General features: G+C 75.1%; 15 protein-coding genes. 8 read left to right on the forward strand and 7 right to left on the reverse strand.

Annotated features, from left to right (window positions below; genetic code table 11):
- Positions 1-45: 45 nt before the first annotated feature.
- The 4 genes from ABD332_RS50685 to ABD332_RS50700 form a co-directional block, all read right to left on the reverse strand.
- Positions 46-384: an ArsR/SmtB family transcription factor gene (locus ABD332_RS50685; RefSeq protein ID WP_344512672.1), complete on the reverse strand. Its 339-nt coding sequence runs from the start codon at positions 382-384 to the stop codon at positions 46-48.
- A 261-nt stretch (positions 385-645) separates the two neighbouring features.
- A complete protein-coding gene (locus ABD332_RS50690) occupies positions 646-1,284 on the reverse strand; it encodes a hypothetical protein (RefSeq protein WP_344512674.1) in 639 nt (212 codons plus the stop codon).
- Positions 1,285-1,378: 94 nt separating this feature from the next.
- Positions 1,379-2,692 (reverse strand): diguanylate cyclase domain-containing protein, encoded by a 1,314-nt coding sequence (locus ABD332_RS50695; protein ID WP_344512676.1) that lies wholly within the window; start codon positions 2,690-2,692, stop codon positions 1,379-1,381.
- A 107-nt stretch (positions 2,693-2,799) separates the two neighbouring features.
- Positions 2,800-3,741, reverse strand: a complete 942-nt coding sequence (locus tag ABD332_RS50700; RefSeq protein WP_344512677.1) for a hypothetical protein — start codon at positions 3,739-3,741, stop codon at positions 2,800-2,802.
- Positions 3,742-3,849: 108 nt separating this feature from the next.
- On the opposite strand from ABD332_RS50700, the gene ABD332_RS50705 reads away from it, so the two are divergent.
- Entirely contained in the window at positions 3,850-4,041 is a 192-nt protein-coding gene (locus ABD332_RS50705; RefSeq protein ID WP_344512679.1) for a hypothetical protein, read from the forward strand.
- A 7-nt stretch (positions 4,042-4,048) separates the two neighbouring features.
- Here the strand turns inward: ABD332_RS50705 and ABD332_RS50710 are convergent, their stop codons facing one another.
- Complete coding sequence (locus tag ABD332_RS50710; RefSeq protein WP_344512681.1) at positions 4,049-5,644, reverse strand: diguanylate cyclase domain-containing protein; 1,596 nt, start codon at positions 5,642-5,644, stop codon at positions 4,049-4,051.
- A gap of 59 nt (positions 5,645-5,703) precedes the next feature.
- On the opposite strand from ABD332_RS50710, the gene ABD332_RS50715 reads away from it, so the two are divergent.
- Positions 5,704-6,051 carry a hypothetical protein gene (locus ABD332_RS50715; RefSeq protein ID WP_344512683.1) on the forward strand — a complete coding sequence of 116 codons (348 nt, stop codon included), beginning with the start codon at positions 5,704-5,706 and terminating at the stop codon, positions 6,049-6,051.
- On the opposite strand, the gene ABD332_RS50720 is transcribed toward ABD332_RS50715, so the two are convergent.
- The gene (locus tag ABD332_RS50720; protein ID WP_344512685.1) at positions 6,033-7,034 is read right to left on the reverse strand and encodes a metallophosphoesterase family protein; all 1,002 of its coding nucleotides are present in this window, start codon (positions 7,032-7,034) and stop codon (positions 6,033-6,035) included. The genes ABD332_RS50715 and ABD332_RS50720 overlap by 19 nt on opposite strands.
- Positions 7,035-7,127: 93 nt before the next feature.
- A complete protein-coding gene (locus ABD332_RS50725) occupies positions 7,128-9,203 on the reverse strand; it encodes a hypothetical protein (RefSeq protein WP_344512686.1) in 2,076 nt (691 codons plus the stop codon).
- Positions 9,204-9,358: 155 nt separating this feature from the next.
- Between ABD332_RS50725 and ABD332_RS50730 the strand changes: the two genes are divergently transcribed.
- From ABD332_RS50730 to ABD332_RS50755, 6 genes are all read left to right on the forward strand, one after another.
- Positions 9,359-9,865, forward strand: coding sequence for an RNA polymerase sigma factor (locus ABD332_RS50730; RefSeq protein WP_344512688.1), 507 nt, complete (start codon positions 9,359-9,361; stop codon positions 9,863-9,865).
- Positions 9,858-10,631: a DUF4232 domain-containing protein gene (locus ABD332_RS50735; protein WP_344512690.1), complete on the forward strand. Its 774-nt coding sequence runs from the start codon at positions 9,858-9,860 to the stop codon at positions 10,629-10,631. The genes ABD332_RS50730 and ABD332_RS50735 overlap by 8 nt, the downstream gene beginning before the upstream one ends.
- A gap of 114 nt (positions 10,632-10,745) precedes the next feature.
- Positions 10,746-13,514, forward strand: a complete 2,769-nt coding sequence (locus tag ABD332_RS50740; protein ID WP_344512692.1) for a putative bifunctional diguanylate cyclase/phosphodiesterase — start codon at positions 10,746-10,748, stop codon at positions 13,512-13,514.
- 142 nt (positions 13,515-13,656) lie between these two features.
- Complete coding sequence (locus ABD332_RS50745) at positions 13,657-14,010, forward strand: DUF6223 family protein (protein WP_344512694.1); 354 nt, start codon at positions 13,657-13,659, stop codon at positions 14,008-14,010.
- A gap of 188 nt (positions 14,011-14,198) precedes the next feature.
- Positions 14,199-15,251, forward strand: a complete 1,053-nt coding sequence (locus ABD332_RS50750) for a hypothetical protein (protein WP_344512696.1) — start codon at positions 14,199-14,201, stop codon at positions 15,249-15,251.
- Complete coding sequence (locus tag ABD332_RS50755) at positions 15,251-16,504, forward strand: Dyp-type peroxidase (RefSeq protein ID WP_344512698.1); 1,254 nt, start codon at positions 15,251-15,253, stop codon at positions 16,502-16,504. The genes ABD332_RS50750 and ABD332_RS50755 overlap by 1 nt, the downstream gene beginning before the upstream one ends.
- Positions 16,505-16,539: the final 35 nt, after the last annotated feature.

Raw genomic sequence — 16,539 nt, forward strand, 5'->3', positions numbered from 1 at the left:
GCCCGGGTGCCGTCGCGGTCCCGTCCGGTTTCGCGCCGCCGCCTGTCAGCCGGGCGGGTCGGCCAGGAAGGACGAGAGGCGGCCGAGACGGTCGTCCCAGTCGGCGGCGAGGGCGGCCAGGTAGCCCTGGGCGAGCTTGATCGGCTCGGAGCGGTGGCGGAACAGGACCCGGCGGCCGGTGCCGGCGTCGCTGGTGACCAGGCCGGCGTCGGCGAGGAGGGCGAGGTGCTTGGCGACACCCTGGCGGGTGATCGACAGGCGGCCGGACAGGTCGGTGGCCGTGCTCGGGCCGTGCTCGGCGAGCGAGGCGAGGATCGCCCGGCGGTTGGGGTCGGCGAGGGCGGTGAAGACGGCGACCGCCGTTTCCTCTGGTTCAGACGGCATGGCTCGAGGTCGTCGGCATGGTCGGCTCCTGCGGTCGCGGCGTGGCGATCTACCGTACCTGGACCGCCGCACCCGCTCGACGCATCCGGCTCCACGGCCGCCCGCCCGGCCCTGCCGCGGCGGCCGGTCAGGCACCCCGGGACGCGGCCCGCACCGCCCGCCCGGAGCTGCCGCGGCGGCCGGTCAGGCACCCCGGAAAGCGGCCCGCGCCGCCCGCCCGGAGCTGCCGCGGCGGCCGGCACGCCTCCGTGAAGCGGCCGGTCAGCCGCCCCAGAGCGTGAGCGCGAGCGTCGCCACGCCGGAGCCCGTCAGGGCGAACGCCCACACCCGGTCGGCGTCGAACCTCGCCCTGACCCGCACCGGGCGCAGCCGCAGCACCTCGTAGGCCACCAGCGCGACCAGGCCCGCCGCCGCGACCATCGCCGCCGTGTGGACCGTCGTGGCGAGGATGCCGGTCATCGCCGAGGTACGGCCGGCGGCGCCGACGGCGTGGCCGTGGTGGGCGGCCGCCGGCACCGCGGCGAGCAACGGCAGCAGGACGAGCCCGGCGCCGTGCGCGGAGGACATCAGGAACGACCACGTGAGCAGGTCGGCCGGGCGCGGGCCGGTCCGGTGGTGGCTCGGGGACAGCAGCCGCCAGACGCCGAACGCGGTCAGCGCGACCCCGCCCGCGGTCGCGACGAGCCGCGCGCCGGTCACCGACATGAGCGCCGCGACCAGCGTCGCGATCACGAACACCGACGCGGCGTGGCCGAGCGCGATCGGCCCGAGCGTCGCCGCGATCGCCGCGCGCCGCCGCTCCCGCACCCCGCCGGCGAGGGCGAAGAGCCACCCCATGCCCGGGTTCAGCCCATGGAATGCGCCGAGCCCGGCCAGCACCACGTACTGCCACGGATGCATTGCCCGCTCCCTTGTCGCAACCGTCCGGTTGCAGCAACGTATCGCAACTTGGAGGTTGCGTCAACGATGGTGGGGATCCGTGGGGCGGTCCGGGTCAGGCGACGTCCGGATCCGAGGGGAGCGCCAGCCAGCAGTGGTCCAGCCCCGGGTCGGCGAACGCGACCCGGCGCGGCCGGCGCTTCGCCCGGTACATCGCCTCGTCCGCGGCGCGCACCAGCTCCTCGGGGTCGACGGCGGCCTCCGGGTCGTCGGCGACCGCCACGCCGATGCTGGTGGCGACCGTGATCGTCGCCAGGGACAGCACCAGCGGCTCCTCGACCGCGGCCAGGATGCGCTGGAGCACGGGCGTGACCCGGTCGACCGGCCCGAACTGCTCCAGCACCACCACGAACTCGTCGCCGCCGAGGCGGGCCACGAAGTCGGTGCTGCGGACGGTGCCGGCGAGCCGGCCCGCGATGCGGATGAGCAGTTCGTCGCCGACGGCGTGGCCGTACTTGTCGTTGACGGGTTTGAAGCCGTTGAGGTCGAGGAACAGCACGGCGATCGGCCCGCCGCCGCGGTGGACCCGTTCGGTGGCGTCGCGGATCCGCCCGACGAGCCGGCGCCGGTTGGGCAGGCCGGTGAGGACGTCGTGCGCCGCCTCGTGCTCCTGCCGCCGCTGCTCGGTGACGTCCCGGTTGACGAAGACGTACCCGGCGGGCGTGCCGTCGTCGGACGCGTGCAGCGCCGACACGGACGACAGCACGGTGAGCGGCGCCGCGTCGGAGCGCCGCTCGCGCAGCTCGCCCTCCCACCGCCCGGACGCGGCCACATCCTGCAGCATCTGCGCCGCGGGGACCTCGGTGTCGTCGGTGACGCACGCGGTGGCGAGCAGCGCGAGCAGGTCGCAGCCGACCGCGTCGCCGGAGGAGTACCCGTACAGGCGCTCGGCCCCGGAGTTCCAGCTGACGATCACGCCGTCGGCGTCGCAGGAGACGATGGCGTCGGAGATCGCGTCCAGCAGGTCGCCCTGGCGGCGGGCGTCCTCGAGCAGCTCCAGCGTCGCGGCGAACGCGTGGCTGTGCTCGATCACCCCGCCGGCGACGGTCGCGGCCGCCTCGACGAACGCCATGTCCGCGGCCTGGACGGCGTCGCCGTCGCTCCCCAGCACGCCGAGCGCGCCGATGACCGTTCCCCGGGCGAGAATGTGCGCCACACTGATGGCGTTTTCCGCGTCTGTACGGGGTGGGCCGGCGACCGCGTCGAGCAGCGCTCCGGCCAGGGCGGGCCCGGCCTCACCGGCGGTCCGGACCACGGGTGCGGCGCCCGTGGTGAGCGCTCCCACGACGCAGCAGTCCGGCAGCTCCGCGCCGACGGCGGAGACCAGACGCTCCAGAAGGTGGCCGTCGTCGGGCGGTGCGTCCAACATGCGGACGCAGACGTCTGCCACCGCACGCAGTCGGGACACATCGTTCTATCGGCCGCCGGAACGCGAACTGAAGCACCCTCGCGGGCAGGCCGGGCGTGTGCCGCCGCTCAGTCCTTCCCGTCCGGCGCGGGCGGCTGTCCCTCGTCGCCGCCCGTGGCCGGCGGCGGTGCGGCGTCGTCGCCGCCCGTGGCCGGTGGTGGTGGTGTGTCGTCGCCGCCCGCGGTGCGGGTGCCGGCGCGTGGGGTGCCGAGCACGATCAGCGCCGGGCCGGCGATCGTGAGCGCGGCGGTCAGCGCCGGCCCGTACTCAACGCCCTCGTCCACCGCGGTGCCCCAGGCGATCGCCGTGTAGGCGTCCCCGCACAGGGCGTCGGTGAGCGCGGCCACGGTGAGCCACGCGCCGGTCAGGTCGGACTGCGTCACGGCCGCCTGCACCGCGACGAGCCCCGCACCCGCCGCCACCAGCCACCGGCGGTCCTCGCGCCGGCCGGCCAGGAGCAGCAGCCCGAGAGCGGCCGCGACGGCGAGCGGCCCGGGCCACGCGCAGCGGGCCACCCCGGCCATCTCGTCCAGGTCGACGTCGAACCAGAGGCCGGCCAGGACGCCCACGCCCACCACGACGGCCGCGACCGTGGTGGCCACGACCCGCACCCGCCGGTGGGCGCGGGGCAGCCCGAGCACGGCGGCCACCAGCAGGACCACCGCGCCCAGCTGGACCAGTGTCGCGATGGACTCCGACCGGTACGCCCGGCCCGCGGCGTCCAGCATGGCCTGCAGCGCGACCGTCTGCGACGGCCCGTACCCGAACCAGCCGGCGTCCTGTCCCGTGTCGTCGACCGCGGCGTCCCGTACCAACGCGGCGACCGCGAACAGCAGGCAACCTGCCGCCGGCGCCCACCGCGACCGGCTCCACCGGACGGCGAGCACCGCCAGCACGACCAGCGCCGCCGCCGTGCACCGCAGCGACACCTGCGTCGCCGACAGCGCCGCCGCCGACACCGCCAGCACCCCGGTCACCGCGAACATGGACACGAGCAAGGACAGGCGCACCGCCGGATCTTGCCACAGCACCCGCCACCGCAGGGGGCGCCGAACTACATGGGTGTACTTATCGATCATTGCTTCCCGCTGGTGACGGGGCTGTCGTAGCGTCGGGTGGTGAGCGCGGCCGTGATGCAGACACCCGACGGGCGGTGGCGCGTCGAGGTCGGCGGGGTGGGCTCCGTCGCGTGGTACAGGGTGATCGGCCCGGGCGTGTCGCGGGCGGTGCCGAGCGTGGACAAGCTCGCCGACGTGCTGCGCGAGGAAGGCGTCGAGCTCGGCGACTTCGTCGAGCCGGAAGTCGCCTGACGCCCGCTCAGACGGTGACCGGGCGGCGCTTGCGGTCGTACATCTTCCGGTCCGCCTCGGCGACGAGCTGCTCCGCCGTGCCCGGCCCGGCAAGCGCGGTGCCTGCCTCGTCGGACGCACTGCCTGCCGTGTCGAGTGCGCCGCCTGCCTTGCCGGTCGCGGTGCCTGCCGTGTCGAGTGCACCGCCTGCCTTGCCGGTCGCGGTGCCTGCCTGGACGGGGGCGGTGGCCGCCCTGCCGGACGCGGCGCCCCGCCTGTCGGGGGTCGGGCCCGACTTGTCGAGGGCGGGGCCCGACCCGGTGAGGGCGGTGCCGATCGTCACGCCGACGTCGACCTGGTGGCCGGCGACCGTCATCGGCGCGCCGACGGCGGCGGTCAGCCGGCGCCGCAGCGCGTCGGCCCGCGTGGCGTCGACGCCGTGGCAGACGATCAGGAACTCGTCGCCGCCGATCCGGCCGACCAGGTCGCCGGGGCGCACCGCGGCGCGCAGCCGGGCCGCGACCTGCCGCAGGACCTCGTCGCCGGCGAGGTGGCCGAGCGTGTCGTTGATCGGCTTGAAGCGGTCGAGGTCGCAGTACAGCACCCCGACGCCGGCGCCGAAGGACTCCTCCAGCCTGGCCAGGACGCCGTGCCGGTTGAGCAGGCCGGTGAGCTCGTCGTGGCTGGCGCGGTGCGCCAGCGCCGACTCGGCCTCGGCGCGCTGGCGCAGCAGCTGGCCGATCCGGGCGAGGACGAGCCCGATGACGACGAGCGTCCCGACGCTGAGCAGCGGCGCGTCGGCCTTGCCGCCCCACAGGACGGGCAGCGCGCCGACGACCGGGTTGATCGAGAGGACCGCGCCGAGGTGCGCCAGGCGCAGCGTGGGGCGCTCCGGCTGCCGCCCGACCGGCTCGGTGAGCGTGACCGCCGCCGGGTGCAGCGCCGCGGCGCCGAAGCTCAGGTACGCCACCGCCCACAACGCCGGCACGACCTGCGTGGCCACCGGGTGGGGCAGGTCCGCGGCCAGTACCGACGCGACGACCCCGGCGAGTCCCAGCGCGATCGACACATAGAGGTAGCGCAGCGACCCCGTGCCCATCGTCCGGGCGATGCGCCGCATCGAGCCGAGCGTGGCCAGCAGCGCCAGGAGGTTGGCCAGCGCCAGCAGCTGCACCGCCGCGGGCGCGTGCCCGGCGGCCAGCCGCGGCCGCAGCACGAACTCCCACAGCGGGCCCGCGGCGCCGACGCCGATCAGCGCCGCGTCGATGACCCCGCCGCCGTCGCCGGGCGTGTGCCGGGTCACGACGACCGCGCTGGCCGACAGCAGCCCGAGGAACCCGGCGGCCATCAGGACCGGCGCGACGAGCCCGCCGCCCGGCACCTTGACGCCGAGGTCGGCGCCGAGCCCGAGCAGGTTGGTGCCGGTCAGCAGCCCCAGCCCGACGAGCGCCAGGTGCCAGGGCAGCGGACCGCCCGGCCGGCGGCGGCGCAGGTGCCAGCCGATCGCGGCGGCCGGGGCCAGCCCGCTGAGCAGCATGACGAACGCCTCGGCGGGCCCGTCGAACGCCAGCAGCGCCGTCACCGTCACGACGACGGCCAGCGCATAGGCTCGATGCAGGATCACCACCCCGGAGAGATCGTCCTTCGGTGTGCGGGCATGAGCAGAACGGTAGGCTGCCCCGCATGTCCGCCTATGGCCCAGCGCTGTTCGTGTCCAGGAACGACGGCGCGGCGGTCCCGCCGGAGGAACAGGAGACGATCCTGCACCTGGTCCGCGCCGCCGCCGCCACCGTCCGCCTGAAGGACGAGCAGGGCGCGCCCGCCGACCCCCGCGTCTACGACTACGACGAGTACGAGCCGCTCGCCCTCGGCGTGCTGCTGTACTCCGGCTACGCGTACGGCCAGATGCCGGAGGAGATCCAGCAGGACCAGGACGACGCCTGGACCGCGGAGACCACCCGCGTCGCGGCAGAGGTCGACCGCCACGCTCCCGGGGTCTACGCCTTCACCGGCTACGGCGTCGAGGACTGAGCCCCGGGCAGGTCGGGCAGGGGCACGCCGAGGGCGGTGGCCAGGTCGAGGGTCCGGCGCGGCGTGACGCAGCGCCGGGTCAGTGCGGCCTCGTCGAGGCGGCCGGTGCGGGCCTGGAAGAGCACCGGGGCGGCCGGGTGCGCCCGCAGGGCCGCGTCGGGGAGCTCACGGGCGAGCGCCTGGGCGGCGGCGACGAGGGCGGGCAGCGACGAGCGCAGCAGCTCGGCCCACGCCGCGACCTCGTCCAGCCACGGGTCCTGAGTGCGGGACAGGGCGGCGGTCAGGTCGGGCCAGGTGTAGTCGCGCCAGGGGCGGGTGCGCAGGACGGGGAGCTGCCACTCGCGGCGGGTGACCGACCAGTGGTCGGCGTGGGCGGGGACCGCGTGGACGGTGCGGCCCGGCAGGACCAGGGCGGTCAGGTTCCAGCCGTGGCAGGCGCCGGTGTCCAGGCCGAAGACGCGGCCGTCGCGCAGCAGCGGCTCGCGGCCGGTGACGTGGTGGCCGAAGGCGACCGGCTCCGGGTCGGTGTAGTGCTCGTGCCAGTGGCCGGTCGGGACGATCCCGGCGAGGGCCTTCTCGCCGCTGGTCGAGCCGCACAGGATCTCTTCCCGCTGCTCGTCCAGCGGCACGCCCGGGACCAGCGCCGCGTGCACGACCCGGACGTGCTCGTTCTCGAAGAAGTACGGCAGGGTCCGCATCCACGCGACCGCGTCGGCGTAGCCGGCGCCGAGCTGCAGGCGGGTGATCTCCTGCGCGTAGGAGAGGACGCCGCGGACGTGCTTGCGCTCGTGGTTGCCCATGACGACGACGGAGTTGGGCCGGGAGCGGAAGAAGCCGACGACCTCGGCGGGTGACGGGCCGCGGTCGACCAGGTCCCCGACGCTGACGAGCAGGTCGTCGGGGCGCAGCGCGACGGCGTCGCAGAGCTCGAGCAGCTCGGTGAAACAGCCGTGGATGTCGCCGACGACGACGGTGCGTCCCATCCGCAGGAGCGTAGGAACGCACCGTGGCGGCGCGCAATTGGTTTAGGCGAGGAAAGCGGTGACCCTGGTTGACAAAAATCGCCGTGGCGATTCTTAAGGAGAAGGAAGGACCACCATGGCCTCGCCCTTCGATGCTAGCACCTGCCCCAGATCCACGGGATCGAATTGACTGTCCTGGTTGGACGGTCGGAAGACGTAGGCGGGGCCGCCGGTGAGGGCGGCGTCCGTGTCGTCGTAGCGGACCGGCATGCCGTCCCCGGCGGCCGGGGCGTGCCGGAACAGGTCGTGCACGCTCGGCAGGCTCGCCAGGTACTCGACGTACGGCGGCAGCGTCCCGGCCAGCAGCGCCCCGTTGAGTGACGCCGAATGGACGCGGGAGGGCAGGTTCGCGTCGAGGTACACCAGCTCGCGGCGGGACAGGTCGAGGTGGGCGACGAACTTCGTCAGCCCGCCACCGCGGACCGGGAACGACAGCTGGACGCGGCCCGGCTCGAACAGCCTGCCCTCCTGCGGCTGCGAACCCCACTGCAGCGCGGCGTGCACGTCGCTGGCGGACTCGAACGAGCGGCGGGAGTAGCACAGCAGGCTCCACACCGCGTAGCGGACGCCGGCGGCGGCGAGCTCGTCGAGGTAGAGGTCGATGAGCTGGCAGGCGCGGCCGTCGAGGTCCTTGGAGTTCGTCGGGTCGCCGGAGAACACCGCCGCGTCGCCGAACCGGTTGTGGTCCCAGCAGCAGGCGCCGACCGGCTGCCAGGCGTCGTCGAAGAAGTTCCAGCTGTTGTCGTACCAGATGTTGCCCACCGTGGGACCCGTCGCCCAGTAGGACGCGCTACGCACGAACCGGACCTCGTCGGGGATGCCGAAGACGGTGCCGCGCCCGTACGGTGCGAGCTCGGCGTCGTTCGTCGGCAGCTTCACCTTCTCCGTCGCCGGGTCCAGCGCCACGGGCCCGGTGCCGGCGAGGCGGCGGGTCAGCTCGGCGTCGATCGCGGCCAGCACGGCGTCGCGCGGGCCGGCCGGCAGCCGGTCCCCGCCGGCCGCGACGACCTGCGCCCGCGACCAGTTGCCGCGCGGCGGGAACATGCGCCACTGCCGCGCGTCGACGGTCTCCAGGTGCCGCCGCAGCTGGAGCAGCCGCAGGGTCGTGAGGTCCCGGACGACGGTCCCGACGCCGGGCGCCTCGCCGAACGTGACGAGGAGCTGCCGCAGCCGGCGCGCGTACTCGCCCGGCCGGGTGGCGAGCAGGCCCGCCACGGCCGGGTCGCGGGCGGCGAGCAGCCGCTCCACGTCGGAGGCGAACCCGCGCACCGGGCGGCCGGTGTACAGCGCGTCGTACGCCGCCACGACCCGCGGGAACGCGGCCCGGTAGTCGCCGGGGTGCAGCGCGAAGAGCAGGCGCTTGAAGGGCTCCCGGCGCCGGGCGACGTCGTCGAGCAGGTGAGGTGCGCTCTCCATCATGCCGAGCAGGTGCCGCCGCTCCGCCCGCGTGAAGCGGCGCAGCCGCTGGGCGGCGCGCAGGCCGGGGTCGCCGCCGGAGAGCGCGGCCGCGAGGCGCAGCACGTCGGTCGCGGTCGAGACGCGCGCCTCGACGCCGGTCTCCAGCAGCCGCACGGCGAGCCGGACCCGATTCTCCACGAAGGACACCCCGGCGAGGTCGACCGGCCCCTCGGTGAGGTCGGTGACGTCGCGCCACTGGTCGTCGGTCCAGCGCGCCGGCAGCGCGTGCAGCCCGGCGAGGATCCGTGGCAGCGTGGCGTCGTCGGCCGGGTGCAGCACCCGCGGCGCGGGCAGGTCCCGCAGCGGCGCCCGGGTCGCCTCCTCCTGCGTCACCAGCTCGTTGGGTAGCCCCCAGTACATGAGGATCTGCCGCAGCCAGTACTCCGCCTCGTCCATGGCGAGGACCTCGGCCGGGAAGTTCTTGTAGACGACGAAGTCCGCCATGCGCTTGTCGTCACCGGTCAGCGCGGCGAGCACCGGCTCGACGCCGGCCCACCACCGCCGCAGCTCGTCCTCGCCTGACGCGCTCAGCATGGTGTACGCGCGGGCGGACAGCGCGAAGCCGTAGTGGGCGATGTTCGCGGTCACGGTCGCGAGCGCCGCCGCCGGGGCGGTCCGCGGCGCCGGTGCGGGCATGGCGATGAGGTCGCGGGCGATCAGGACTCGTTGCACGCCCGTGAGGGTCCCGCACCCGCGGCACCACGGTCAAAGGCGTTTGCGGTGCCGGCCGGACCACCGCTGTCGGGTTCCCGCCTCGGTCCGCTCCAACCGGACGGCGATCGCGGCGTCTTAGGGTGCATGACCGGATGGTGGGGAGACAGATGTCAATGACGATGTGGGAGGCGGGCCCGGCGGTGGCCGAGACGGACGCCCGGCAGGAGTTCTTCGCGGCCGAGTATCCGCGGCTCGCGGGATGGGTGCGCAGGCAGGTCGGCGACGACGACACGGCGCACGACGTCGCGGCCGAGGCGTTCACCCGCCTGATGTCACGGTGGTCTGCGGCGCAGGAGCCGCACGCCTACCTGTACAAGACGGCGGTCAATCTGCTGAAGGACCACTGGCGGCGGACCCGCAAGGAGCGGCGCGCGCTGAGCCTCGTGGCGGCCGAGCAGGACCACGGCCCGGACGGCCGGCCCGACCGGGCCAGCGACCTGCGGGGGCTGCTCGAGCCGCTGCCCGAGCACCAGCGCACCGCGGTGCTGCTGCACTACCTCGCCGGGTTCTCGATCCGGGAGGTGTCGGCGATCGTCGGCCGGGCGGAAGGGACGGTCAAGTCGGATCTGTTTCAGGCGCGGGCGCGCATTCGAGTGGAGTTGGGTGACAATGATGACTGACCGTTTCGAGACCTGGTTGGACGAGCAGCAGGTCGAGCTCCTCGCTCCGCCTCCGGGCGCGTATCCGAGCATCGCCCGGTCCGCGCGGCGCCGGCGGGCCGGCCGGGCGGTCGCCGGGGTGGCCGCCGCGACCCTCGCCGTCGCGGTAGCCGTGGGCGCCGTGCACCAGTTCATGAACGCGACCCCGCCGCCGGACCTGCCCGCGTCGACGCCGACCGCAGGGCCGACGGAGGCGCCGACGGAGGCGCCGACGACAGCGCCGACAGACAGGCCGACGGCGGCAGGCAGCACCGGTGCTTCCGCACCCGCCGGCAGCGCGACGACGCAGCAGGTGACCGGGCGGTGCCGGACGGACGAGCTGCGGGTGACCGCCATTGGCGCGCCCGGCGGCGGCGCGATGGGCGGCGTGTACACGTGGCTCGTCTTCACCAACACGTCCGGCCGGACGTGCTCGTTGTACGGGTTCCCGGGCGTGTCGTACGTGACGGGGGCGTCCGGCACCCAGATCAACGAGCCGGCGGTGCGGGAAGGCACCACTGCGGTGCGGGTCGACCTCGCTCCGGGGCAGGGCGCCCACGCCCAGGTACGAACCGGGCAATCAGGCGCATACCCTGACACGTGCCATCCTGTCGAGGCGGCCGGGTACCGGGTGTACGTGCCCGACGAGACGGCGTCCGTGTTCGTGCCATGGCGGGTGAAGGTGTGCTCGACCGACGGCGTCAACGGCATGCTGATCGGCCCGGTGTTCCCGGGGACGTCCGGATAGTCGCGGACACGCGCCGGAGCGGGTACGGTGCCTCGGCAGGCGGTGGTCGCTCAGGTCCCGCGGGTCGCGGTCGATGAGCATCTGGGACGGGGCGGGTAGAAGGACGGGCGGCAGATGACGGGATCGGGACAGCCGAGCCCGGTGGCGCGGCTCCGTGACGCGGTGTTCGGGGCTTCTCGCGCCGATATCGCCCTTCAGACCGGGATTGTCCTGATCGCGTGGGTATGGTTCGCGGTCAACGTCCAGGGCCCGGTCGGCTCCCCGGTGCTCGGCTGGGTGCCGAACCTGTGCTCCGCCGCGCTGGCCGGCGCCGCGCTCTGGACCGTCGGCACCGGCCCGCGGGTGAACCCGGCCGCGGCCCGGTTCTGGCGGTACATGGGCGCCGGCACCCTCCTCGTGGGTGTCGGCTCCGTGGTCCGCGGGATCCAGGCGATCAACGAGCCGCGGGGCAGCATCGGCCCGGTGGACGGCGCGATCTACCTGGTCGCGGTGCTGCTGGAAGGGTGGGCGCTGCTACGGCTGCCGCTCGGGCTGGAGCGCGGCCGGCGGCGGGTCACGTTCCTGCTCGACGCGTGCACGGTCGTCGTCGCCGGCGGGCTGTTCCTGTGGCAGTTCTGGCTGCGCCCGTCGCTGGAGCGCGACAGCGGCAACCAGGCCGCGTTCGTCACGGGGCTGGTCACGCTGGTCGTGTCGATGCTGGCACTGTTCGCGATCGTGAAGGTGGCGCTGACCGGCACGTCGACCGTCGACAAGGCCGCGCTGCAGTGGTTCGGCCTCGCGATCGTCGTCGGGGCGCTCGCGTCGGCGCCGGAGGCGCTGCTGCCGCCCGGCGCACCCAGCCCGAGCCAGCTCGCGGTGCCGCTGAGCTGCCTGTTCGCCGTGTTCGCCGCCCGCCTGGAGCGCCGCGGCCGGACCGCGCCGGACCCGGCGGTCACGGGAGGGCGCCGCCGGCCGTTCAGCGTCATGCCGTACGTGGCCGTCGCCGCCAGCAACGTGCTGCTGCTGTTCGTCATGTCCTCCGACGACCCCGGCGAGCGGCTCGGTGCCGCCGTCGGCGTGGTGATCCTCGCCGTGCTGGTCATCGCCCGGCAGATGCTCACGTTCCAGGACAACACCCGGCTCGTCGCCCGGCTCGACGCGGGCATGGTCGAGCTCGGCGACCGGGAGCGCCGCTTCCGCTCCCTCGTGCAGAACGCCTCCGACCTCATCACCGTCACCGACGCCGACGGTGTCCTGACCTACGTCAGCCCCGGCGCGACCCGCCTGCTCGGGCTCCCGGCCGAGCAGTGGCCGGGCCGGCCCGCCGCCGACATGCTCTACGTCGACGACGTGGACCTCGTGCTCACGGCGTACCAACGCGTCATCGACGACCCGGGGGCCCCGGCCGTCTTCCAGGCCCGGCTCGCGCACGCCGACGGCAGCTGGCGCTGGGCCGAGATCACGATGGCGAACCTCCTGCACGACCCCGGCGTCGCCGGCATCGTCTGCAACTCCCGCGACATCACCGACGCCCGGGACTTCCAGCAGCGGCTGAGCCACCAGGCCAGCCACGACGCGCTCACCGACCTCGCCAACCGCAGCCTCTTCGGCGAACGGGTCTCCGAGGCGCTCGCCGCCGGCCCGCCCGAGCGGCTCCGCGTGCTGCTCATCGACCTCAACGAGTTCAAGACCGTCAACGACACCCTGGGCCACGCCGTCGGCGACGCGCTGCTGATCGCCGCCGCCAACCGCCTCCGCGGCGCGGTCCGGCGCGCCGACACCGTCGCCAGGCTGGGCGGCGACGAGTTCGCGGTGCTGCTGGAGCACGCCGACGACGAGGCCGCCCTCGCGGTCATCGCCCGCATCGCCGCCGCGTTCGAGGAGCCCGTCCACGTCGACGGCCACCGGCTGCGGCTGGCCGCCAGCATCGGCGTGGCGCTCGGCACCGTCGCCGCCACGCCCCAGGAGCTGCTGCGCCGCGCCGACGTCGCGATGTACGCGGCGAAGGCCGACCGCGACGGCCCCCGCATCCGCCACGTCGACTACGCCGCGCCGCTGGACGTCCAGGTCCAGGCCCGCGCCACGCTCGAACGCGACCTGCGCACCGGTATCGACGAGGAGCGGTTCTCCGTCGTGTACCAGCCGATCGTGGCGCTCGCCGGGGTCGCCGCCGCATTGGACCCGGGCACTGACCCGGGCGCGGCCCCGGCCGTGGTCCCGGTCATGGTCGAGGCGCTGGTCCGCTGGGAGCACCCGGACCTCGGCACGGTCTCCCCGGGCGACTTCATCCCCGTGGCCGAGGCGTCCGGTCTCATCGTGCCCCTCGGCCGGTGGATTCTCGCGCAGACCTGCCGTCAGGCGGTGCGCTGGCATCAGCTGTACGGCGACGCCGCCCCACGGATGAGCGTCAACGTCTCGGCCCGCCAGCTGCAGGAGGCCGACTTTGCCGCCGAGGTGGCGCGGCTGCTGGCGGCGTCCGGCCTCGCCCCGCACCGGCTCACCGTCGAGATCACGGAGACCGCCACCCTGCACCCCTCCTGCGTCCAGTCCGTGCACGCCCTGCGCGCGCTCGGGGTGCGCATCTCGCTCGACGATTTCGGCACCGGCCACTCCAGCCTCAGTACCCTGCAGACCTGCCCCGTCGACGAGATCAAGCTCGACCGGGCCTTCACCGGCACCTGCACGGCCCCCGACGGTCGTACGGTCGCCGCCGCCGTCATCCAGATGGCCCGCGCGCTGCGTCTCGACGCCGTCGCCGAGGGCATCGAGACACCGGCGCAGGCCCAGCGGCTGCGCGAGCTCGGCTACCCCCACGGCCAGGGCTACCACTTCGCGAAGCCACAGCCTGCGGAGGCCATCGACGCGCTGCTGGCCGCCGGCACGCCGACCGTCGCCGCCCACTGAGCGCAACGCCCGCCGTAGCCCGCCCGCCGCGGACTACGCCGCCGGTCGTAGCCGGTCGCGCCCTGCGCACGACGACCGCGGCCCGCCGTGGTTCCTACGGTGACGCATGTACCTCCCACATGCGCTCGAGAGGAGCCCTCCAATGCTCGCTTCCGTCGACCCAACGGCGGCCACCGTGGCCATGATGAGCGCCGGCCGTGGCACGGCGATCCTGGCCGGCGTGATCGCCCTGCTCGGCATCGCCATCGGCGCCGCGACCCTGAACCGCACCTCGCGCGCCGATGACCCCGGCAACCTGCTGCGCTGGACCTTCGCCGCGCCCGTCCTGGGCGCGTTCGCGGTGGTCCTCGGCACCGTCGTCGTCGCGACCGCCGACGGCGGCGTGGGCACCGGCAACGGCCTGGCCGGCGGCGTCGTCGCCATCGTCCTCGGCCTGACCGCCGCTGGCCTCGGCGGGCTGGCCCTGCGCCGCACCCGTTCCCGCCGCACCGGCTGACACCGGGCCGCCGTGCGGGCTCGACGGAGGTCCGTCCGGCGGGACTTGGCTGCCCGGGCCGGACGCGGGCGGTCCGCGCTCGAACGGGCCGGTGGCGCGCGACGATCGGGCAGGTGGGTGTCGGCGGGCCGGTGGAATCGCCGCCACGGGTATTGACCAGGATCGGGCCGGCTGGTTACAGATCAACTGTGACCACGAAGGAGCCCGCCCTGAAGCGACTCGCGACGATCGCCACCGCCGTGCTGCTCGCCGTGTCGGCCGGATGCGCCGACGACCCGACGGGCGGACGGTCCGAGGCGGGCGCGCCGCAGGACGTGTGCGGCCCGATCGAGCGGCTCCAGCCCGACGAGGTGCTCGGCGGGGCGCCCGCCGGGCACCAGCCCTGCGCGGCGGACTCCACGGCGGGCATGCTCGGCGTCGCGGTGTGGACCGCCGCCGACGGCAGGCGGGTCTCCGTCGGCGTCGCGGGCGGCGCGCACGCGGCCACGTTCGAGCAGCTGTACGCGGCGGCGCCCGAACCCCAGCGGTGCACCGCGGGCGGGGGCGTGCGCTGCGTCGACAAGACCAGCACCGGCCAGGCCGAGACCGGGACGCTCATCGTCGAGCGGGGCAGCACGTACCTCGTCGTCTGGCTCTCCGACACCGGCGGCCACCAGGCCGGGCTCGACGTCCCGGCGGAGCGTCGCCCGGCGTTCCTGCGCCTCGCCGCGGCGGCGATGCGGTCCGTCTACGGCACTGAGGTGCACTTCCCCGACGCTGCCGCCGGCCGGTCGCCCGCGGGGAACACGGCGGCGCCCACCGGCACCGGCACCGGCACCGGCACCGGCACCGGCACCGGCACCGGTGGCGCAGGCTCGGCCGACCCAGTCGTCGCCGAGCTCGGCAAGCTCGGCTACCAGCGCACGATGACCGGCGGGTACCAGTCGCCGCAGCTGGGCCGGAAGGTCACCATCGAGGACTGGAAGCCGGCGTCCGGTGCCGGGCCGACCGTGCAGCTGTCGGACGCGCCGCCCGGCCGGCCCGGCGCCCTCGCCGTCGCCGACGTCGACTGGGGGCAGGTCGGCCAGTACCAGCGGTTCCTGTGCGAGCCCGACGACGCCACCGCGTTCAAGGTCGCCCGCAGCATCGACCTGTCCCGCATCGTCAAGGACAACGTCACCAACGGCGTCACCCAGCCGCAGCCCGGCCCCAGCGGCTCCCGCACCGTCGCCGGCAACGGCGTCACCTGCACCGCCCGGTGATGGAGCGGCCCACACCGGGCGACCGTCCGGCGGAGCCGGCCGGAGGGCCGCTCAGCAGGCGTGCCCTGCTGGCCGGTGGCGCGCTGGCCGCGGGAGGGGTGGTCGCCGCCGGCGTGGCGGCCGTGCGCGGCAGCACCGGCGACGGGCCCGGCCCGGCGCCCGCGCCGGCCGCGGAGCTGGGCGGGCTGATGGTGCCGTTCTACGGCGCGCACCAGGCGGGTGTGGAGACGCCGGCGCAGGCGCACGCCGCGTTCGTCGCGCTCGATCTCGCCGAGGGCGTGGACCGGGCGGCGCTGCGCCGGATGATGCTGGTGCTCACCGACGCCGCGGCGCGGCTGACCCAGGGCCGCGCGCCGCTCGCGGACGGCCAGCCGGAGCTGGCGCACCTGCCGTCCCGGCTGACCGTCACGTTCGGGTTCGGGCCGCGGCTGTTCGACGTCGCCGGCCTCGCCGGGCGGCGGCCGGCGTCGCTGGAGCAGCTGCCCGCGTTCGGCATCGACCGGCTGCAGGAGCGGTGGAGCGGCGGCGACGTGCTGCTGCAGCTCTGCGCCGACGACCCGCTGACCGTCGCCCACGCGCAGCGCATGCTGGTGAAGGACGCGCGGTCGTTTGCCACCGTACGATGGGTGCAGCGCGGGTTCCGCCGCGGTCGCGGCATGCAGGGCGACGGGGTGACCCAGCGCAACGTCCTCGGCCAGCTCGACGGCACCGGCAACCCGGCTCCGGGCACCCCGGCCTTCGCGGGCGCGGTCTGGACCGACGCCGGACCGGCCTGGCTGCACGGCGGGACGACGGTGGTGGTGCGCCGGATCCGCGCGGAGCTGGAGGCGTGGGACGCCACCGGCACCGCCGGCAAGGAGTCCGCCGTCGGCCGGCGGCTGTCCGACGGTGCGCCGCTCACCGGGCGGCACGAGCTGGACGAGCCGGACCTCACCGCGAAGGACGCGCACGGGCGCCCGGTCATCCCGGAGCTCTCGCACATCGCCCGCGCCCAGGTGGGCTCGGACCGGCTGCGGATCTTCCGCCGCGCGTACAACTACGACGAGCCGCCCGCCCCGGACGGCACCGCCGACAGCGGGCTCGTCTTCGCCTCGTTCCAGCGCGACGTCGGCGAGCAGTTCGTCCCCATCCAGCGCAGGCTCGCCGAGGCCGACCTGATGAACGAGTGGATCACCCCGATCGGGTCCGCGGTCTTCGCCGTCCCGCCCGGCTGCGCTCCCGGCGGCTGGATCGGCGAGGGGCTGCTCAGGTAGCCGGGCGGGGACCGGCACCCGCTCGCCCCGATCGA

The sequence above is a fragment of the Dactylosporangium maewongense genome (assembly GCF_039531485.1).
Taxonomy (GTDB): Bacteria; Actinomycetota; Actinomycetes; order Mycobacteriales; family Micromonosporaceae; genus Dactylosporangium; species Dactylosporangium maewongense.

What these genes read in the sequence shown, in the direction of transcription:
- ABD332_RS50685 (WP_344512672.1), bottom strand. Translation starts at nt 384, where the DNA reads ATGCCGTCTGAACCAGAGGAAACGGCGGTCGCCGTCTTCACCGCCCTC.
- ABD332_RS50690 (WP_344512674.1), bottom strand. Translation starts at nt 1,284, where the DNA reads ATGCATCCGTGGCAGTACGTGGTGCTGGCCGGGCTCGGCGCATTCCAT.
- ABD332_RS50695 (WP_344512676.1), bottom strand. Translation starts at nt 2,692, where the DNA reads ATGTTGGACGCACCGCCCGACGACGGCCACCTTCTGGAGCGTCTGGTC.
- ABD332_RS50715 (WP_344512683.1), top strand. Translation starts at nt 5,704, where the DNA reads ATGTCCGCCTATGGCCCAGCGCTGTTCGTGTCCAGGAACGACGGCGCG.
- ABD332_RS50720 (WP_344512685.1), bottom strand. Translation starts at nt 7,034, where the DNA reads ATGGGACGCACCGTCGTCGTCGGCGACATCCACGGCTGTTTCACCGAG.
- ABD332_RS50730 (WP_344512688.1), top strand. Translation starts at nt 9,359, where the DNA reads ATGACGATGTGGGAGGCGGGCCCGGCGGTGGCCGAGACGGACGCCCGG.
- ABD332_RS50735 (WP_344512690.1), top strand. Translation starts at nt 9,858, where the DNA reads ATGACTGACCGTTTCGAGACCTGGTTGGACGAGCAGCAGGTCGAGCTC.
- ABD332_RS50740 (WP_344512692.1), top strand. Translation starts at nt 10,746, where the DNA reads ATGACGGGATCGGGACAGCCGAGCCCGGTGGCGCGGCTCCGTGACGCG.
- ABD332_RS50745 (WP_344512694.1), top strand. Translation starts at nt 13,657, where the DNA reads ATGCTCGCTTCCGTCGACCCAACGGCGGCCACCGTGGCCATGATGAGC.
- ABD332_RS50755 (WP_344512698.1), top strand. Translation starts at nt 15,251, where the DNA reads ATGGAGCGGCCCACACCGGGCGACCGTCCGGCGGAGCCGGCCGGAGGG.